The 15870-nt window shown below is 69.5% G+C and carries 18 protein-coding genes; 11 read left to right on the top strand and 7 right to left on the bottom strand.

Annotated elements, in window-relative coordinates; genetic code table 11:
• Positions 1-110: 110 nt before the first annotated feature.
• Entirely contained in the window at positions 111-1040 is a 930-nt protein-coding gene (locus BM424_RS02400) for a CE1 family esterase (RefSeq protein ID WP_139273990.1), read from the top strand.
• A 171-nt stretch (positions 1041-1211) separates the two neighbouring features.
• Here BM424_RS02400 and BM424_RS02395 read toward each other — a convergent pair whose 3' ends face one another.
• Both BM424_RS02395 and BM424_RS02390 read right to left on the bottom strand, forming a co-directional pair.
• The gene (locus tag BM424_RS02395) at positions 1212-1490 is read right to left on the bottom strand and encodes a DUF2631 domain-containing protein (protein ID WP_093414576.1); all 279 of its coding nucleotides are present in this window, start codon (positions 1488-1490) and stop codon (positions 1212-1214) included.
• A 203-nt stretch (positions 1491-1693) separates the two neighbouring features.
• Positions 1694-1966 carry a GlsB/YeaQ/YmgE family stress response membrane protein gene (locus BM424_RS02390; RefSeq protein WP_093414575.1) on the bottom strand — a complete coding sequence of 91 codons (273 nt, stop codon included), beginning with the start codon at positions 1964-1966 and terminating at the stop codon, positions 1694-1696.
• 102 nt (positions 1967-2068) lie between these two features.
• Here BM424_RS02390 and dxr point away from each other — a divergent pair, with 102 nt between their 5' ends.
• From dxr to BM424_RS02365, 5 genes are all read left to right on the top strand, one after another.
• On the top strand, positions 2069-3310 hold the full coding sequence (gene dxr / locus BM424_RS02385; RefSeq protein ID WP_093413343.1) for a 1-deoxy-D-xylulose-5-phosphate reductoisomerase: 1242 nt from the start codon (positions 2069-2071) through the stop codon (positions 3308-3310).
• The gene (locus BM424_RS02380) at positions 3311-4594 is read left to right on the top strand and encodes a M50 family metallopeptidase (protein WP_093413341.1); all 1284 of its coding nucleotides are present in this window, start codon (positions 3311-3313) and stop codon (positions 4592-4594) included.
• Between the two features lie 281 nt (positions 4595-4875).
• Positions 4876-6030 (top strand): flavodoxin-dependent (E)-4-hydroxy-3-methylbut-2-enyl-diphosphate synthase, encoded by a 1155-nt coding sequence (ispG, locus tag BM424_RS02375; RefSeq protein ID WP_093413340.1) that lies wholly within the window; start codon positions 4876-4878, stop codon positions 6028-6030.
• A 154-nt stretch (positions 6031-6184) separates the two neighbouring features.
• A complete protein-coding gene (locus BM424_RS02370) occupies positions 6185-7021 on the top strand; it encodes a GNAT family N-acetyltransferase (protein ID WP_093414574.1) in 837 nt (278 codons plus the stop codon).
• A 104-nt stretch (positions 7022-7125) separates the two neighbouring features.
• Positions 7126-8910: a penicillin-binding transpeptidase domain-containing protein gene (locus BM424_RS02365; RefSeq protein ID WP_217649608.1), complete on the top strand. Its 1785-nt coding sequence runs from the start codon at positions 7126-7128 to the stop codon at positions 8908-8910.
• Between the two features lie 175 nt (positions 8911-9085).
• Here the strand turns inward: BM424_RS02365 and BM424_RS02360 are convergent, their stop codons facing one another.
• A complete protein-coding gene (locus BM424_RS02360) occupies positions 9086-9280 on the bottom strand; it encodes a hypothetical protein (protein WP_093413337.1) in 195 nt (64 codons plus the stop codon).
• Between the two features lie 73 nt (positions 9281-9353).
• Here BM424_RS02360 and BM424_RS02355 point away from each other — a divergent pair, with 73 nt between their 5' ends.
• The 3 genes from BM424_RS02355 to BM424_RS02345 all read left to right on the top strand — a co-directional run bounded on the left by BM424_RS02355 (position 9354) and on the right by BM424_RS02345 (position 11330).
• A complete protein-coding gene (locus BM424_RS02355) occupies positions 9354-9743 on the top strand; it encodes a type II toxin-antitoxin system VapC family toxin (RefSeq protein WP_093413335.1) in 390 nt (129 codons plus the stop codon).
• Positions 9744-9844: 101 nt separating this feature from the next.
• Positions 9845-10702, top strand: a complete 858-nt coding sequence (gene map / locus BM424_RS02350; RefSeq protein ID WP_093413334.1) for a type I methionyl aminopeptidase — start codon at positions 9845-9847, stop codon at positions 10700-10702.
• A 64-nt stretch (positions 10703-10766) separates the two neighbouring features.
• On the top strand, positions 10767-11330 hold the full coding sequence (locus BM424_RS02345) for a hypothetical protein (RefSeq protein ID WP_093413332.1): 564 nt from the start codon (positions 10767-10769) through the stop codon (positions 11328-11330).
• Between the two features lie 15 nt (positions 11331-11345).
• Here BM424_RS02345 and BM424_RS02340 read toward each other — a convergent pair whose 3' ends face one another.
• The 4 genes from BM424_RS02340 to BM424_RS02325 are packed head-to-tail and all read right to left on the bottom strand — an operon-like array spanning position 11346 to position 13839.
• On the bottom strand, positions 11346-12005 hold the full coding sequence (locus tag BM424_RS02340; RefSeq protein ID WP_093413330.1) for a DUF6346 domain-containing protein: 660 nt from the start codon (positions 12003-12005) through the stop codon (positions 11346-11348).
• A 4-nt stretch (positions 12006-12009) separates the two neighbouring features.
• A complete protein-coding gene (locus tag BM424_RS02335; protein ID WP_093413329.1) occupies positions 12010-13098 on the bottom strand; it encodes a WXG100 family type VII secretion target in 1089 nt (362 codons plus the stop codon).
• On the bottom strand, positions 13085-13399 hold the full coding sequence (locus BM424_RS02330; protein ID WP_093413328.1) for a type VII secretion target: 315 nt from the start codon (positions 13397-13399) through the stop codon (positions 13085-13087). The genes BM424_RS02335 and BM424_RS02330 overlap by 14 nt, the downstream gene beginning before the upstream one ends.
• Complete coding sequence (locus tag BM424_RS02325) at positions 13396-13839, bottom strand: YbaB/EbfC family nucleoid-associated protein (RefSeq protein ID WP_093413326.1); 444 nt, start codon at positions 13837-13839, stop codon at positions 13396-13398. The genes BM424_RS02330 and BM424_RS02325 overlap by 4 nt, the downstream gene beginning before the upstream one ends.
• A gap of 116 nt (positions 13840-13955) precedes the next feature.
• Between BM424_RS02325 and BM424_RS02320 the strand changes: the two genes are divergently transcribed.
• Together BM424_RS02320 and BM424_RS02315 are read left to right on the top strand one after the other, a co-directional pair.
• Positions 13956-15485 carry a cobyric acid synthase gene (locus BM424_RS02320; RefSeq protein WP_093413324.1) on the top strand — a complete coding sequence of 510 codons (1530 nt, stop codon included), beginning with the start codon at positions 13956-13958 and terminating at the stop codon, positions 15483-15485.
• Between the two features lie 94 nt (positions 15486-15579).
• Positions 15580-15831, top strand: coding sequence for a type II toxin-antitoxin system Phd/YefM family antitoxin (locus tag BM424_RS02315; protein ID WP_093413322.1), 252 nt, complete (start codon positions 15580-15582; stop codon positions 15829-15831).
• The last annotated feature ends 39 nt before the right edge of the window (positions 15832-15870 follow it).

Below are 15870 nucleotides of genomic sequence, written 5' to 3'. Positions count from 1 at the left end.
AACCCGGCGGCTTCGGGTGTGATCTCGTGACCGCAATGAACAGAAGTGGGTGGGTCGGCTTCCGGTGGTCGATGATCCTCGTGTCCGAGTGATCGAGCTGGGAGGCAACGGTGCCTGACCTGAGAGTTCGTGGCATTGCGGTTCATTCGATCGTCGCGGCGGCGCTGGTGCTGCTCGCCGCGCCCGCGCACGCCGAGGTGTCCGTGCCCGGCGGGACGGCGGGGTGCGGGAGCGGGGACGTGCGGCCGGGGGAGTCGGTGACCAGGGAGATCGTCTCCGGTGGCGTCACCCGCAGCTACCTGCTTCACGTGCCGGAGAGCTACGCGCCGGAGGAGCCGACGCCGGTGGTGCTGTCGTTCCACGGCCATTCGCGGGATTCGGCCTACCAGGAGGAGCTGTCGGAGTTCTCCGGCACCGACGCCATCGCCGCGTACCCGCAGGGGCTGGTCGGGACCGACGGCGAGACGGCCTGGCAGGGCGCGCCGTACTCGGCCGACGTCGACGACGTGCGGTTCACCGGGGACGTGCTCGACGAGCTGGAGCGGGATCTGTGCGTCGACCCGGCGCGGATCTACGCGGCCGGCAAGTCCAACGGCGGCGGGTTCATCGGGGTGCTGGCCTGCCGGATGAGCGACCGGATCGCCGCGTTCGCGCCGGTGTCCGGGGCCTTCTACCCGCAGGGCGGGGAGTGCGACCCGGAGCGCCCGGCACCCATCCTCGACTTCCACGGTGCGGTCGACGAGACGATCCCCTACGACGGCGACGCCGAGCGCGGGCTCCCGGCGATTCCGGACTGGCTGGCCGGGTGGGCCGAGCGCGACGGTTGCGAGGCGGATCCCGTCACCCGGGACGAGGGCGACGGGGTGCACCGGGTCGAGCACCGGGGCTGCGACGGCGGAGCCGAGGTCGTGCACTACCGGATGGACTCGGTCGCGCACGACTGGCCCGCGACGCACCCGAACCCGGACTCCGACGCTCCCGCTCCGATCGACGCGACGCCGCTGATCATGGACTTCTTCTCGCGCCACTCGTTGCGCTGAGTGCAACAGGGGGCAGTTTTAGTGAGAACTGCCCGGGGGTGGTGCCCGAAATGTCCGGACAGTTCTCACTAAAACTGTCCTCTGCCGAGCATCGCGGAACGTGAGATCCGTGCTCAACGGCGAAGAGCCGCCCCTCGGGGGTCCGAGGGGCGGCTCTTCGTGGTTCTGGGGTCAGCGGCGGCGCTTGTTCTTGGTCAGGTCGTAGAGCAGACCGACGGCCAGGACCACCGCGGTGATGATGAGGAACACGTCCTCCATCTTGAAGTGCCCGCCACCACTGAGGATGCCCTGGTGGTTGCCGATGAGCATGCACAGGACCGCGACGACCGAGAACCAGCCGGCGATCTGGGTGCCCTTCGGGAAACCGCCGTGCCAGCCCCACTCGACCGACGGTTCCTCGGCCGGGTCGATGGCCTGGCTGGGCTTCTTCTCCAGCTCGGTGCTCGCCACGTTCCCCTCCTGCGCCACACCGGCCACCCGCGGCCGGAAAGCCTGTTGCTTGGGTTTCGCGCACCGCCGGACGGCGATCCACGATCGCCCTCATCCTCGCACACCCGATCGGGACCCGATCGGCCACCTGCCCGGCATCAGCAGCGAAAAAGGTGCCGCGCGAACCCGGCTCGCGCGGCACCTCGGTGAACGACGACCGGTGACTACCCGCCCTTGACGGCCCTGCGGCCGATGACGACGCGGTAGACGCCGAGCACGATGAGCGAGCCCACGATCGCCAGGATCCAGGTCCGGATCGACCAGAACTCGTTGAGTCCCGTTCCGAAGATCCACTTGCCGATCAAGCCGCCGAGGAACGCCCCGACCACTCCGAGCAGCATGGTGACGATGATGCCGCCCGGGTCCTTGCCCGGCATGATCAGCTTCGCGATGGCCCCCACGATCAAGCCGAGAACGATCCATCCGATGATGCCCATGACGGCCTCCTTCATTCGTCAGGCAGCGCCGATACCCCGATCGTGACGCCGGAAGGTGATTTGTGCACCGCGAGGGGCACCGGCTCACCTCCTTCGGGGACAATGGCGTCGATGCACGCGGACACCAGCACACAGAGCGACACCCCGCGCACCGTTCTGGTGCTCGGATCGACCGGTTCCATCGGCACCCAGGCACTCGACGTGATGCGCGACAACCCGGACCGGTTCCGGGTCGTGGGGCTGGCCGCGGGCGGGAGCGACCCGCAGGCGCTCGCCGCGCAGGCGCTGGAGTTCGAGGTCCCGGTCGTGGCCGTGGCCAAGGGCACAGCCGCCGAGGACGTCCAGCTCGCCCTCTACTCCGAGGCGCAGAAGCGCGGCTACGCCGAGGGCGAGTTCAAACTCCCCCGGCTGCTGGCCGGGCCCGAGTCCGCGCTGGAGCTCATCGAGGCCGCCCCGGCCGACGTGGTGCTCAACGGCGTCGACGGCTCGCGCGGCCTGCGGCTGACGCTGGCCGCCCTGGACACCGGCGCCCAACTCGCGCTGGCCAACAAGGAATCGCTGGTCGCGGGCGGTGCGCTGGTGCTGGACAAGGCCGCGCCCGGGCAGCTGGTGCCGGTCGACTCCGAGCACTCCGCGCTCGCCCAGTGCCTGCTGGGCAACGACAACGCCGACGTGGACCGGCTGGTGCTGACCGCCTCCGGCGGCCCGTTCCGGGGCCGCAAGCGCGACGACCTCGCCGAGGTCACCGTGCAGCAGGCGCTGGCGCACCCGACTTGGGCGATGGGCAACGTCGTCACGATCAACTCCGCGACCCTGGTCAACAAGGGCCTGGAGCTCATCGAGGCGCACCTGCTGTTCGGCATCGAGTACCCGCGCATCGACGTGGTGGTGCACCCGCAGTCGATCGTGCACTCGATGGTCACCTACACCGACGGGGCCACGATCGCCCAGGCCAGCCCGCCGAACATGAAGATCCCGATCGCGATGGGCCTGGAGTGGCCGCGCCGGGTCCCCGGCGTCGCGCCGCGGCTGGACTTCACCGACGCCCAGGAGTGGACCTTCGAGCCGCTGGACGACGAGACGTTCCCGGCCGTCGAGCTGGCCCGGGCGGCCGGTTCCGGCGGGGGATGCCTGCCCGCCATCTACAACGCGGCGAACGAGGAGGCGCTGGCGGCGTTCGTCGACGGTCGCCTCCGGTTCCCGCAGATCGTGCAGACTGTCAGTGACACGCTCGGGGCGGCCGACCAGTGGCGCGGCGCACCGTCGGAGCTCGACGAGGTCTTCGCGGCCGAGGAGTGGGCGCGGAACCGGGCGCGTGAGCTGGCCGGAGGGAAGGCGGAGTAAGTGCTGGTCGTCGTTGGCATTCTGATCTTCTTCTTCGGGCTGCTGTTCTCCATCGCGTGGCACGAGCTGGGGCACCTGGCGACCGCGAAGATGTTCGGCGTCAAGGTCACCGAGTACATGGTGGGCTTCGGCCGGACCATCTGGTCCCGCAAGAAGGGCGAGACCGAGTACGGGGTGAAGCTCATCCCGTTCGGCGGCTACATCCGCATGATCGGCATGTTCCCGCCGCAGAAGGACGAGGAGATGGGCCGCTCCGCTTCGTCCTCGCCGTTCCGGGCGATGATCGACGACGCGCGGCAGATGTCGGCCGAGGACATCAAGCCCGAGGACGCGCACCGGCAGTTCTACCAGCGCTCCCCGTGGAAGCGGATCATCGTGATGATGGCCGGGCCGGTGATGAACCTGATCCTGGCGGTCGGCATCTTCTCGGCGATCCTGATGGGGCACGGCCTCAACACCCCCACGCTGACGGTGTCCACGGTCAGCGAGTGCGTGCTGCCCGCCGACGCCCCCGACACGCAGAAGTGCCCGCCCGGCGCGAAGCCCTCGCCGGCCGCCGCGGCCGGGTTCAAGCCGGGCGACCGGATCGTGGAGTTCAACGGCAAGCCCTTCCACACCTGGGACGAGCTGCAGCTGGAGATCCGGAAGTCGCACGGCACGGTCCCGGTGGTCGTCGAGCGCGACGGGCACCGGCAGACGCTGACCGCCGACCTGATGCAGACCGAGCGGCCGAAGCTGAACTCCACCAGCGAGTACGAGACGGTCGGCTTCCTGGGCCTGTCCCCGACGTCGGTGCTGGTCAAGCAGGACATCGGCGGCGTGGCCGACACGATCGGCGAGTTCGTCAGCCTGACCGCGCAGAAGATCGTCGAGCTGCCGCAGCGGATCCCGGACCTGGTCTCGGCGATCTTCGGCGGCGAGCGGCACAAGGACTCGCCGGTGGGCATCGTCGGCGCCAGCCGTCTCGGCGGTGAGGTGCTGGCCACCGACCAGATCGCGGTCGACGAGCGGATCATCCTGATGTTCAACCTGCTCGCGGGCGTGAACCTGTCGCTGTTCGTGTTCAACCTGCTGCCGCTGCTGCCGCTGGACGGCGGGCACGTGGCGGGCGCGGCGTGGGAGTGGATCCGGCGGAGCTTCGCCAAGCTGGTCAAGCGCCCGGACCCGGGCCCGTTCGACACGGCAAGGCTGATGCCGCTGGCCTACGCGGTCAGCCTGGTGTTCATCGCCTACTCGTTGCTGGTCCTGGTCGCCGACATCGTGAACCCGGTGACGCTGTACTAGCCCCGGCCGGAGATTTCACCGCTGTGGTGGACCGGGTTCACGGCGCGAGTCGTGCCGTCGCGTTCGGCGACGGCCACGGCGCGTCGTTGTGAGCGCAAGATCACCGATAGGGTGATCCACGGCTCGAAGTCGTGGGCCGAACGGGACGTGAACGGCCGATGTCGATCACCCAACGTGATTCGTCAGACGCCCGGACGTCCAGCCGGATGAAGGTGCGCCGGTATCGTGGAACGCGGGCGGGACACCGTCCGAAGCACACCAGAAGAGGTGGAGAGGTATCGATGACCGTCGATCTGGGCATGCCCGCGGGCCCCGCCCCGGTGCTCGCGGAGCGGCGCAAGACTCGCCAGTTGCAGGTCGGACCGGTCGGAGTGGGCAGCGAGAGCCCCATCTCCGTGCAGACCATGACCACGACCGTCACCGCTGACGTCAACAGCACGCTGCAGCAGATCGCCGAGCTCACCGCCGCGGGCTGCGACATCGTCCGGGTCGCGTGCCCGAGCGCCGACGACGCCGAAGCCCTGCCGGCCATCGCGAAGAAGTCCCAGATCCCGGTCATCGCCGACATTCACTTCCAGCCGAAGTACGTCTTCGCGGCGATCGAGGCGGGCTGCGCGGCGGTGCGCGTGAACCCCGGCAACATCAAGAAGTTCGACGACAAGGTCAAGGAGATCGCGCAGGCCGCCAAGGACCACGGCACGCCGATCCGGATCGGCGTCAACGCCGGTTCCCTCGACCCGCGCCTGATGGAGAAGTACGGCAAGGCCACCCCCGAGGCGCTGGCCGAGTCGGCGCTGTGGGAGGCGGGCCTGTTCGCCGAGCACGACTTCCACGACATCAAGATCTCGGTGAAGCACAACGACCCGGTGGTCATGGTGCGCGCTTACGAGATCCTCGCCGAGCAGTGCGACTACCCGCTGCACCTCGGCGTCACCGAGGCCGGCCCGGCCTTCCAGGGCACCATCAAGTCGGCCACCGCCTTCGGCGCGCTGCTGCGCCAGGGCATCGGCGACACGATCCGCGTCTCGCTGTCGGCCCCGCCGGTCGAGGAGATCAAGGTCGGCACCCAGATCCTGCAGTCGCTGAACCTGCGGCCGCGCAAGCTGGAGATCGTCTCCTGCCCGTCCTGCGGACGCGCCCAGGTCGACGTCTACAAGCTCGCCGACGAGGTCACCGCCGGTCTGGAGGGCATGGAGGTGCCGCTGCGCGTCGCGGTCATGGGCTGCGTCGTCAACGGTCCCGGTGAGGCCCGCGAGGCCGACCTGGGCGTGGCCTCCGGCAACGGCAAGGGCCAGATCTTCGTCAAGGGCGAGGTCATCAAGACGGTGCCCGAGCACCAGATCGTCGAGACGCTGATCGAAGAGGCCATGCGCATCGCCGAGGACATGGGCGAGACCGTGGAGGAGGGCGCGAGCCCGACCGTCACCGTGGGCTGACCCGCGCACGACATCAGCCGCCCGGACCCGCTCCGGGCGGCTGATCCTTTTCCACGACGTTTCCGCTGCTCCGAACGGGTGAGTGCGGCCGCGCGGGATGTGGTGGATCTCCACCGGTCAGCCGTTCGCGTGGCATTTCTGGCAGTCTTGGCTGGTGCTCAAGGTTGCCGGTGCCCGCCTGCTGGAGGAACGCGACGCGAGTCTGGTCCGGTCGGTGCTGGACTCCGCGCCCGTGGCCGCGTGCATGGTCGCCGCGCGCGTCGAGGAGGCCGGGGTGCACCCGCTGCGCCTCGGCGGCGAGCTCTGGGGCCACGGGACCCGGCTGACCGGCATGTGCTTCTCCGGGGCGAACCTGGTGCCGCTGCGCGGCGGCCCGGACGCGATGCGGGCCTTCGCCGACCGCGCGCTGCGCCGCCGCCGCGTGTGCTCCTCGCTGGTCGGGCCGGCCGAGCAGGTGCTGATGCTGTGGGACGAGGTCGAGGCCCAGTGGGGTCCGGCGCGGGAGGTCCGCGACGAGCAGCCGCTGATGGCGCTCTCCGAGCTCCCGCACGTGCAGCCGGACCCGATGGTGCGGCAGGTGCGCCTGGAGGAGCTGGAGCGCTACCTGCCGGCCGCGGTGGCCATGTTCACCGAGGAGGTCGGCGTCGACCCCTCCACCGACGGCGGTGGCGCGGGCTACCGGGCCCGGGTGGCCGACCTCATCACCTCGGGGCGGGCGTTCGCGCGCTTCGAGGACGGCGAGGTCGTGTTCAAGGCCGAGATCGGGGCGCTGTCGTCGACGGTCGGCCAGATCCAGGGCGTGTGGGTGCACCCGGACCGCCGCAGCACGGGCCTGGGCACCGCGGGCACGGCCGCGGTCGCCGACCGGCTGGTGCGGGGCCTGGGGCGGACGGCGAGCCTGTACGTCAACGACTTCAACACCGCCGCGCGGGCGGCCTACGAGAAGGTCGGTTTCCGCCGGGTCGGGGAGTTCGCGACCGTCCTGCTGTGAAGGCGGCTCACCGGCGTCCCAGGTGAGGCGGCCGCGAACCATTTCGCCCGGTGTGTCGGGAACCCGGATTCGGTACCGCACAAGGGTTCGGCATACTCGCGGACATGCTTGCCTCGCGGATCATGGTCGGGCTCACCGCACTGCTGCTGGTTCCAGTGGCGGGGTGCAGCACCGGACCATCCGAGAAGGACGTGGCCACCTCGTTCGTCAACGCCGTCGCCGCAGGTGACGCGGCGGGCGCGGCGGCCCAGACCAACAACCCCGACGCCGCGCGCCGCGGACTGGAGCAGGCGCGCGAGCACCTCGCCCCGGTCGCGTCGCACGCCAACCTCGGCCAGGTCACCGAGAACGAGCAGGGCGCGTCCGCGAAGGTCGACCTCTCCTGGGACTTCAATGACGGCAAGGTCTGGCGCTACACCAGCACGGTGCAGCTCGTCGACGAGTCCGAGGGCTGGAAGGTCCTGTGGGCCCCGTCGGTGCTGCACCCCGACCTCAAGCCCGGTCAGACCCTCGCCTACAGCGAGGTGCTGCCCGCTCCCGGAGCCGTGACGGGCGCCGAGGGCAAGCAGCTGATGGGGCCGGAGCCGGTGGTGACGGTCAGCCTCAACGGCCAGGAGGCCGGTGACGTGCCGGGCGTGGCCGGGAAGCTGGCCCAGGCGCTGAGCCCGATCGAACCGGCGATCACCCAGCAGTCCATCGTCGAGGGCGTCGGCAAGACCCCGCCCGGCCAGCCGTACCAGGTGGTCACGCTGCGCCAGGCCGACTACGACAAGGTGCGCTCGAGCATCTACGACCTGCCGGGCGTGCGGTTCCCGGCGCAGATGCGGCTGCTGGCCTCCGAGCGCGGCTACGCCTCCCAGGTGCTGGCCGGGGTGTCGAAGAAGGTCGACGAGCAGGTCAAGGCCAACGCCGGGTGGCAGGTGGCCATCACCGACGACAAGGGCAACGAGGTCCGCAAGCTGCACACCGTCGCCGAGAAGCCGGTCCCGCCGACCTCGGTGACGCTGTCGGACCGCACCCAGCGGGCCGCCGAGCAGGCGCTGGACCCGATCCCGCAGGCCGCGATGATCGTGGCGATGAAGCCCTCCAACGGCGAGGTGCTGGCGGTCGCGCAGAACGACCCGGCCGACGCGCAGGGGCCGATGGCGCTGTCCGGGCAGTACCCGCCGGGGTCGACGTTCAAGATGGTCACCGGTGCCGCCGCCCTGGAGTCGGGCAAGGTCCGCGCCGACACCCCGGTGGAGTGCCCGGGCAAGAAGGTCTTCGACGGCATGACGCTGCCGAACGACAAGGAGTTCGACCTGGGCCGGGTGCCGCTGCACACGGCGTTCGCGCAGTCCTGCAACACCACGTTCGCGCAGCTGTCGGTGGACCTGCCCGACGACGCGCTGCCGAAGGAGGCCAAGAAGTTCGGCCTGGGAGTGGACTTCGACATGCCGGGCGCGACGACGATCACCGGCAAGGTCACCAACGCCGAGACCGTCACCCAGCACGCGGCCAACGGCATCGGCCAGGGCAAGGTGCTGGCCAGCCCGTTCGGGATGGCGCTGGCCGCCGCGTCGGTGGCCAACGGCGCCATGCCGACGCCGACGCTGATGCGCGGCCAGGAGACCAAGGCCGACGCCGCTCCGGAGAAGGTCTCGCCCGCGGCGCTGGACCAGCTGCGGTCGATGATGCGCGAGGTCGTCACCGGCGGCACCGCGCGCGGCCTGGCCGGTTCGGGCGAGGTCCGGGGCAAGACCGGCACCGCGCAGTTCGGCGACGGCACCCACTCGCACGGCTGGTTCGTCGGCTACCGCGACGACGTGGCCTTCGCGGTGCTCATCACCGACGCGGGCTCCTCGGGCCCGTCGGTCGACGCGGCGAAGAGGTTCCTCGACGGCCTGTGACGGTCGATCCCACGCGGACGGCGCCGCTCGGTTCCCCGGAACCGGGCGGCGCCGTCGTTTTTCGCGCGTCGAAAACCCCGGTTTTCGCGCCATGAAAACCGGGGTTTTCGACACGGGAGAGGAGTGGCGTGCGGGGAAACGCGGTCGCTTCACGTGATTGGGTGATCACTTAGGGTCAGTTGGGTGCTAGGTTGTAGCCCATCGAGCGCAGCAGCGTGGTCTCGTTGCTGTTCTCGGTGGGGTCGTCACCGGTCGGGCGCCACTGACGCGCGATCCGGCCGCCACGCTGCGTTGCGGCGGTGTGCGATGGCGATCCGGTGTCCGGGCCGACCGGACGCGCATCGGTCCGCCGCGCCGTCGGCGACCGCATCCCCGACGAACCGTGCCGGCAACGCCTCCCCCGAAGGCCGCCGGCGCCGCCCCAGGTGCGAACAGGAGTGGCTGTGATCTACTTCGATTCTTCCGCGTTGATCAAGATGATCGCCCCCGAACCGGAGAGCCAAGCGCTGAGCCAGTGGATCCGCGACCGCTGGGAGCAGCCGCGGGTGACCAGCGCGCTGTCCAAGGTCGACGTGCTGCGCAGCTTCCGCGAGCAGGGCCCGGCGGCCGAGGACCTGGCCTCGATCGTGGTCTCGAAGCTCGACGTGCTGCCGGTGCAGCAGGAGGTGCTCGACAGCGCCAGCGAGCTGCGCGCCGACCTCGGCCCGGTGGAGGCCATCCACCTGGCCTCGGCCTGCGGCATCCGCAACGAGCCGGTGACCTACGTCTCCTACGACCCGGCTCTGCTGGAAGCGGCCAGAGAAGCGGGCCTGGCGACCGCCTCCCCGGCCTGATCCGGAGCGGGAACCTCCCCTCCCGCTCGGGGCGGGGAGGTCCCGGCCACTCGCGGTCACCGCCGGGAGTCGGGTCCGGCGTGCGTGGTTAGAGTGGGGGCATGCCGGTTCGAGCCCCGTTGAAGCCAGGCGTTCCCACGCCGCGCCGCCAAGTCCCCGCGCACATCGAGCGTCCCGAGTACGTGGACAAACCGGCTCCGCAGCGCAACACCGACCCGGACGTGCAGCCGCCGGAGGTCATCGAGGCGATGCGCCACGCGGGCAAGATCGCGGCGCAGGCCCTGGCCGAGGCAGGCAAGGCCATCCGGCCGGGCGTGACCACCGACTCCGTCGACGCCGTCGTGCACGAGTTCCTGCTCGACCACGGCGCGTACCCGTCGACGCTGGGCTACCGGGGTTTCCAGAAGTCCTGCTGCACCTCGCTCAACGAGGTGATCTGCCACGGCATCCCGGACTCGACGATCATCGAGGACGGTGACATCGTCAACGTCGACGTCACCGGGTTCATCGGCGGCGTGCACGGCGACACCAACGCGACGTTCCTGGCCGGTGACGTCTCCGAGGAGGCCCGGCTGCTGGTCGAGCGCACCCACGAGGCGACGATGCGCGGCATCAAGGCCGCCAAGCCGGGCCGCCAGCTCAACGTGATCGGCCGCGTCATCGAGTCCTACGCCAAGCGCTTCGGCTACGGCGTGGTCCGCGACTTCACCGGCCACGGCATCGGCCGCTCGTTCCACAGCGGACTGGTGATCCTGCACTACGACGAGCCGTCGGTGGATACCGTCCTGGAACCGGGCATGACCTTCACCATCGAGCCGATGATCACCCTCGGCACCCACGAGTACGACATGTGGGACGACGGCTGGACGGTGACCACCAAGGACAAGAGCTGGACCGCCCAGTTCGAGCACACCATCCTCATCACCGAGAACGGCAACGAAATCCTCACCCAGCCCTGAGCTGACGGGGTGGTTCTCCCGGAACCGCCCCAACCGCTCCAGGACGTTTCCTAGGGTGACTGCTGTGCGCACCGAACTGTGGGCTCCCAGCGACTCGGCGAAGATCGTCCGCTACCGCGAGGGCTGGGGTTTCCTCGCCGCGATGGTGTTCCTCCTGGCCTTCGCCGGGTTGTTCCTGGCCGTCGCACTGTTCCCGGACGAGATCGTCACGCGCAAGGGACGGGATTTCGCGCCCTACATCGGCTGGTTCTTCACGGTCCTGTTCGGCCCGCTCTCACTGCTCGGAGTCGCGGGTGGCGTGGGCATGGTCACGCAGGTCCATCGCATCCACGTCGACGAGCGCGGTCTTTGGCTGCACATCCACGGCAAGGCCGATCTGATCTCGTGGAGCGAGCTGCGGGCGATCCACGGCCGTCTTCCGCGACCCAAGGTCAAGGACGACCCGAACTCGAAACCGGTCCAGGCGGCTCTGCTGTTCCAACCGGTCGATGAGGGCTTCGCCGGGCGTCACGGGCAGATCCTCGACAAGCGGCAACCAGACCCACCGCAGATCACACTGCCCGGGAAATCCGTCGTCCAACGGATCACCCGGGCAGTCGCGGAACTCAGGCCGGACCTGGTTCGCTAGACGAACGGGGTCGGCTCAGCTCTGGCCGCCTTCTTTCGCCCGCTTGCGAGCAGCCTTGGCGGCCTCGTGCTGCTCGGCGCGCCGCCGCTGCGTTTCGCGCCAGCGATCGTCCTCCGCCTGCTTCTGCCGCTTCTTCTCGGCCTTCTGCTCAGATGTTCCGCCGATCTTCTCCCAGAACTTGCGCTGCTCGTTCTGGGGGAAGCTCCAGACGACGGATTTGACCAGGAGCCACAGCGCGGGTGGGAGAAGCACGACGGCCGCGACGATGGAGACGAGGAGGCGCACACCCGCTGGGTAGCCCTCAGCGCGTGTGTAGACGTAGGTATCGGTGTTCGTGCTCGCGCGACCACCACCGTGTCCCCAGGTGAGCCTCTTCTCCTTGCCCACGTCCTCGGGGGAGAAGAAGTTCATGTCGATGTTGGTGGTCCAGTTCTTCCTGCTCTCATCGTCCGTGATCCGGACACGGCAATCCCAGTTGTGGCCGAAGCCCCGCCGTGTGATCGGCCCGGTGTCCTCGCAGGACTGGACGGTGGCGGTGGCGTTCTGCTCGTCGGCCTTCTCGGGGAACGAGAACACGATCGTCGGCCACAGCATGACGATGCAGGCCGTGACGATCAGCCCGAGCACCATCTTCGTCAGTCGCAGACCGATGTTGTTCGAGTTCGAGGTGCTCATTGCCCTACTCGCCCTCCTGGTCTTTGCCGTCGTCGAGCTTGGCGGTTTCCTTGACGACTTCGTAGCCGAACTTGTGCCCGCCCTCGCCCGGCCCGAGGTCCAGGTTGGGCTCCCAGATGTCGCCCTTCGCGAACGGTGCGTAGCCGGAGCCACCGGCCTTGGCTCCCTCCCAGGCGTCCTTCAGCTTGCTGCCGCTACCTGTGGCGCCTTCGGCGAGCTCGTCGGCTTTCCCCGCGGTGAGGGGCGTGTTCTGGTTCTGGATCTTGACGAGGTTGCCTTCCGGTGGCGTGTACAAGCCGCTGAAGAAGTCATCGACCCCCTTTCGGATCGAGGTCGCGGCTGAGCCCAGTTCGTCCAGCTTGTTCCACAGGTTCTTCAGCGCGGTGCCGAGCTTCTCCATCCAGCCGGAGATCTTCTCGGCCCATTGCATCGCGATTCGGACCGCATCGGCGATGGCGCCGCCGAGAGCGATGCCTGCGGTGCACACGGCCGCGATTCCCCATTTGGCCAATGCCGCGATGATCTCTCCGATGGCTCCGGCGATGAGATCGCGGACGATTCCCCGCACCGCGGAAACGACCGCGCCGGCGCCGTCGACACCCGCCTTCATCCCCGCGCACGCAGCGGAGAGCCCGTCAACCGTTTTCGCCGCATCGCCGCCGAGCCTGCGGTACGCCTCAGCGGCTCGTCCTTCCCAACCGGTGGTGCTGCGCACGGTTTGGGCGTACTCCTCGCCGACGGACTTGAGCTCCGAGCCGATTTTCTCCCAGGTCGCGGCCATCCCGGAGATCGCGTCCGGGTTACCCATGAGCGCGTCGAACGGTTCCTTGATGAACTCGACGTGCTCGATGATGTAGCCGACACCCCAGCTGGCCAGCGTCCCCAAGGGGTTGGCCACGAGCGACACCGTGTCGACCGCGGCCCCCATGGCGCTCAGCCCGACGGTGTCCCAATCTCCGTTCTCGATCCCCTTGGCGATGGATACGGCGTTCTCGACCCCGCCTGCACCGTCCATGGGGTTCTTGGTGTTCTCCGCCGCTGCTTCCGCTTCCGCCTCATCGCCGGAAACGACCAGGTCTTCAGCCGAAGTCAACGTTCACCTCCTTGAGGATCGCGCCGCTCTCCTGATCGGTGGCCAAGTAGTCGGCAGCCGTTTCGTCGAGAGCCGTCCGAACCTGTTCGAAGGCCTTCCCGCCGCCTTCGATCGCGGACTTCACCACGTCGCTCTGAACGAGGACGTGCGCGGCCAGGAACTGGCCGAAGATGCCGAAGGCGTTGGTGTCCATCGTTGTTTCCGCTGCGCTGTGGGCGGTCTTGATCCGGTCGGCGAAGCCTTGGACCTGGTTGCTGTGCTGCTTGATCACCGGGACGTCGGCGCGGAATCCGTCGGTCATCGCAGGAAGCTCCCGTTGGAGTAGTCGTCATCGTCGTCGGGTGGGGTGGCGGGACGAGCGGGTGCCTGCTGCTGGTCCTCGTCCGTGCCGTCGCCCGCGTAGCCGTGGGGGAGGTTGTTCTTGACGAAGTCGAGGGCAGCGCCGTCGCCGACGAACTGCTGCATGACCTCGACCATCTGACCTGCGGCTTGGCGTTGGGCGTCGCGGACGCAGGCCATGATCGCGGCCGCGACCTGGTCCGGTTTCGGATGCTGGAAGCCGTTGCCGAAGCGGATGTCCTCCAGGACGCCGCTGCTGTTGACCTTGACCGTGATCTGCCCGTCGGGCGAGGTCGCGGACGCCCCGACCTGCGTGAGCTCCTGCTGGGCGCGGTCGGTGTCGGTTTTGATCTTCTGCAGCCTGGCGTTGTAGTCGCTCAGCCAGTCGTCAGGTGTGGTCATCGGGTTTCCGTCGGTCGAGTGGTCGGGTCAGTCGGCAGAGTAGTTGAGCCTGTTCGTCCGGTGTTCACGTTTTGGGTGGTCGTTGCCACAGGTGGTGCATGGGGTAGGAACGTCGTGTGAGTGGGTTGCTTGTCGCTGGGACGACGTCGGACGCTGGGAAGAGCGTGGTGACCGCCGGGATCTGCCGGTGGCTGGCGCGGTCCGGGGCTCGGGTGGCGCCGTTCAAGGCGCAGAACATGTCGAACAACTCCGTGGTCACGCCGGACGGCGGGGAGATCGGCCGGGCGCAGGCGGTGCAGGCCGCGGCGTGCGGGATCGAGCCCTCGGTGCGGTTCAACCCCGTGCTGCTCAAGCCCGGCAGTGATCGGCGGTCGCAGGTCGTGGTGCTGGGGCGGGTCGCCGGTGAGGTGACCGCGCTGTCCTACCGGGAGCGCAAGGCCGAGCTGCTGGAGATCGTGTCGTCCACTTTGGACGAACTGCGGCGGGATTTCGACCACGTGATCTGCGAGGGCGCCGGGTCGCCCGCGGAGATCAACCTGCGGGCCGGCGACATCGCCAACATGGGGCTCGCGCAGGCCGCGCGGCTGCCGGTGGTCGTGGTCGGCGACATCGACCGGGGTGGCGTGTTCGCGCAGCTGTTCGGCACCCTGTCGCTGCTCGACGCCGCCGACCAGGCGCTGGTCGCCGGGTTCGTGATCAACAAGTTCCGGGGTGATCCCGAGCTGCTGCGGCCCGGGCTCGACCAGTTGCGGGCGCTGACCGGGCGGCCCGTGCACGGCGTGCTGCCGTGGGCCGAGGACCTGTGGCTCGATGCCGAGGACTCGCTGTCCTACGTCGCCGACGGCGTCGTGGGCCGGCCTGCGCCGCCGCGCGGCGGGCAGTGGTTGCGGGTCGCCGTGCCCCGGCTGCCCCGGATCTCCAACGCCACCGACGTCGAGGCGCTCGCCGCCGAACCCGGGGTGGCCGTGCGGTTCGTGACCGAGCCGTCGCGGCTGTCCGACGCGGACCTGGTGGTGCTGCCCGGCTCGAAGTCGACCGTGGCCGACCTGGCCTGGCTGCGCGAGACCGGTCTGGCCGAGGCGATCCGCGAGCACGCGCGCGCCGGGCTGCCGGTGGCCGGGATCTGCGGCGGGTTCCAGATGCTGACCCGGCGCATCCACGACGAGGTCGAGTCCGGTTCCGGGTCCGTCGACGGGCTCGGGCTGCTCGACCTGGAGATCGACTTCGCGCCGGACAAGACCCTGGCCACGCCGCGCGGCGAGGCCTTCGGCGAGGCCGTCACCGGCTACGAGATCCACCACGGCGTCGCCGTCCGGCGCGGTGACCTGCCGCCGCTGGTCACCACCGCCGACGGCGAAGGGGAGGGCGGCATCGCCGAGGCCGTGCTCGGCACGCACTGGCACGGGCTGTTCGAGAACGACGCGTTCCGCCGCGAGTTCCTGGCCTGGGCGGCGCTGCGCGCCGGGCGGGACGGGTTCCGGGCGGCCACCGACACCGTCTTCGCCGACATCCGCACCGCCCAGCTCGACCTGCTCGGCGACCTCGTCGCCGACCACCTCGACACCGACGCGCTGCGCAGGCTGCTCGACGACGGCCCGCCGAAGGAGCTGCCGACGGTCGGTGCCTCGCTGAGCCCGAGCGCCTGAGATGTCGTGTTCGTCGTCTTCCGGCTAGGTAGTTATGCCCAAACCACTACTCGAAATGGTCTCAACATCGGTGTGATGCCGGTAACTTGGCGGCATGGCTGTTGAGTACTCCGTGGACGAGGCCCGCGAGCGGCTGACCGAGCTGATCGAACGCGCCGAAGCGGGCGAGCACATCGTGATCACGCGCTTCGGCGCGCCCGCCGTGTCGCTGGAACCGTCACCCGTGCCCGCCCAGCGCCGCGGCGCCTTCGCCGCCGGTGTCGTGGCCGCCTCGTGGGCCTCCCCGCAGGACGGCGGGACCTTCGACGTGGGAACCGACTACTGGTCCGATCCGGGGACCGCGTGAGCGAGCCGCGGCGAGCTACCCGCCTGGCCGGTTAGCCTC

The organism is Saccharopolyspora flava (assembly GCF_900116135.1).
GTDB lineage: Bacteria > Actinomycetota > Actinomycetes > Mycobacteriales > Pseudonocardiaceae > Saccharopolyspora > Saccharopolyspora flava.
Note: the sequence above shows the minus strand (reverse complement) of the source record. Positions and strands in the feature narration are given on the sequence as shown.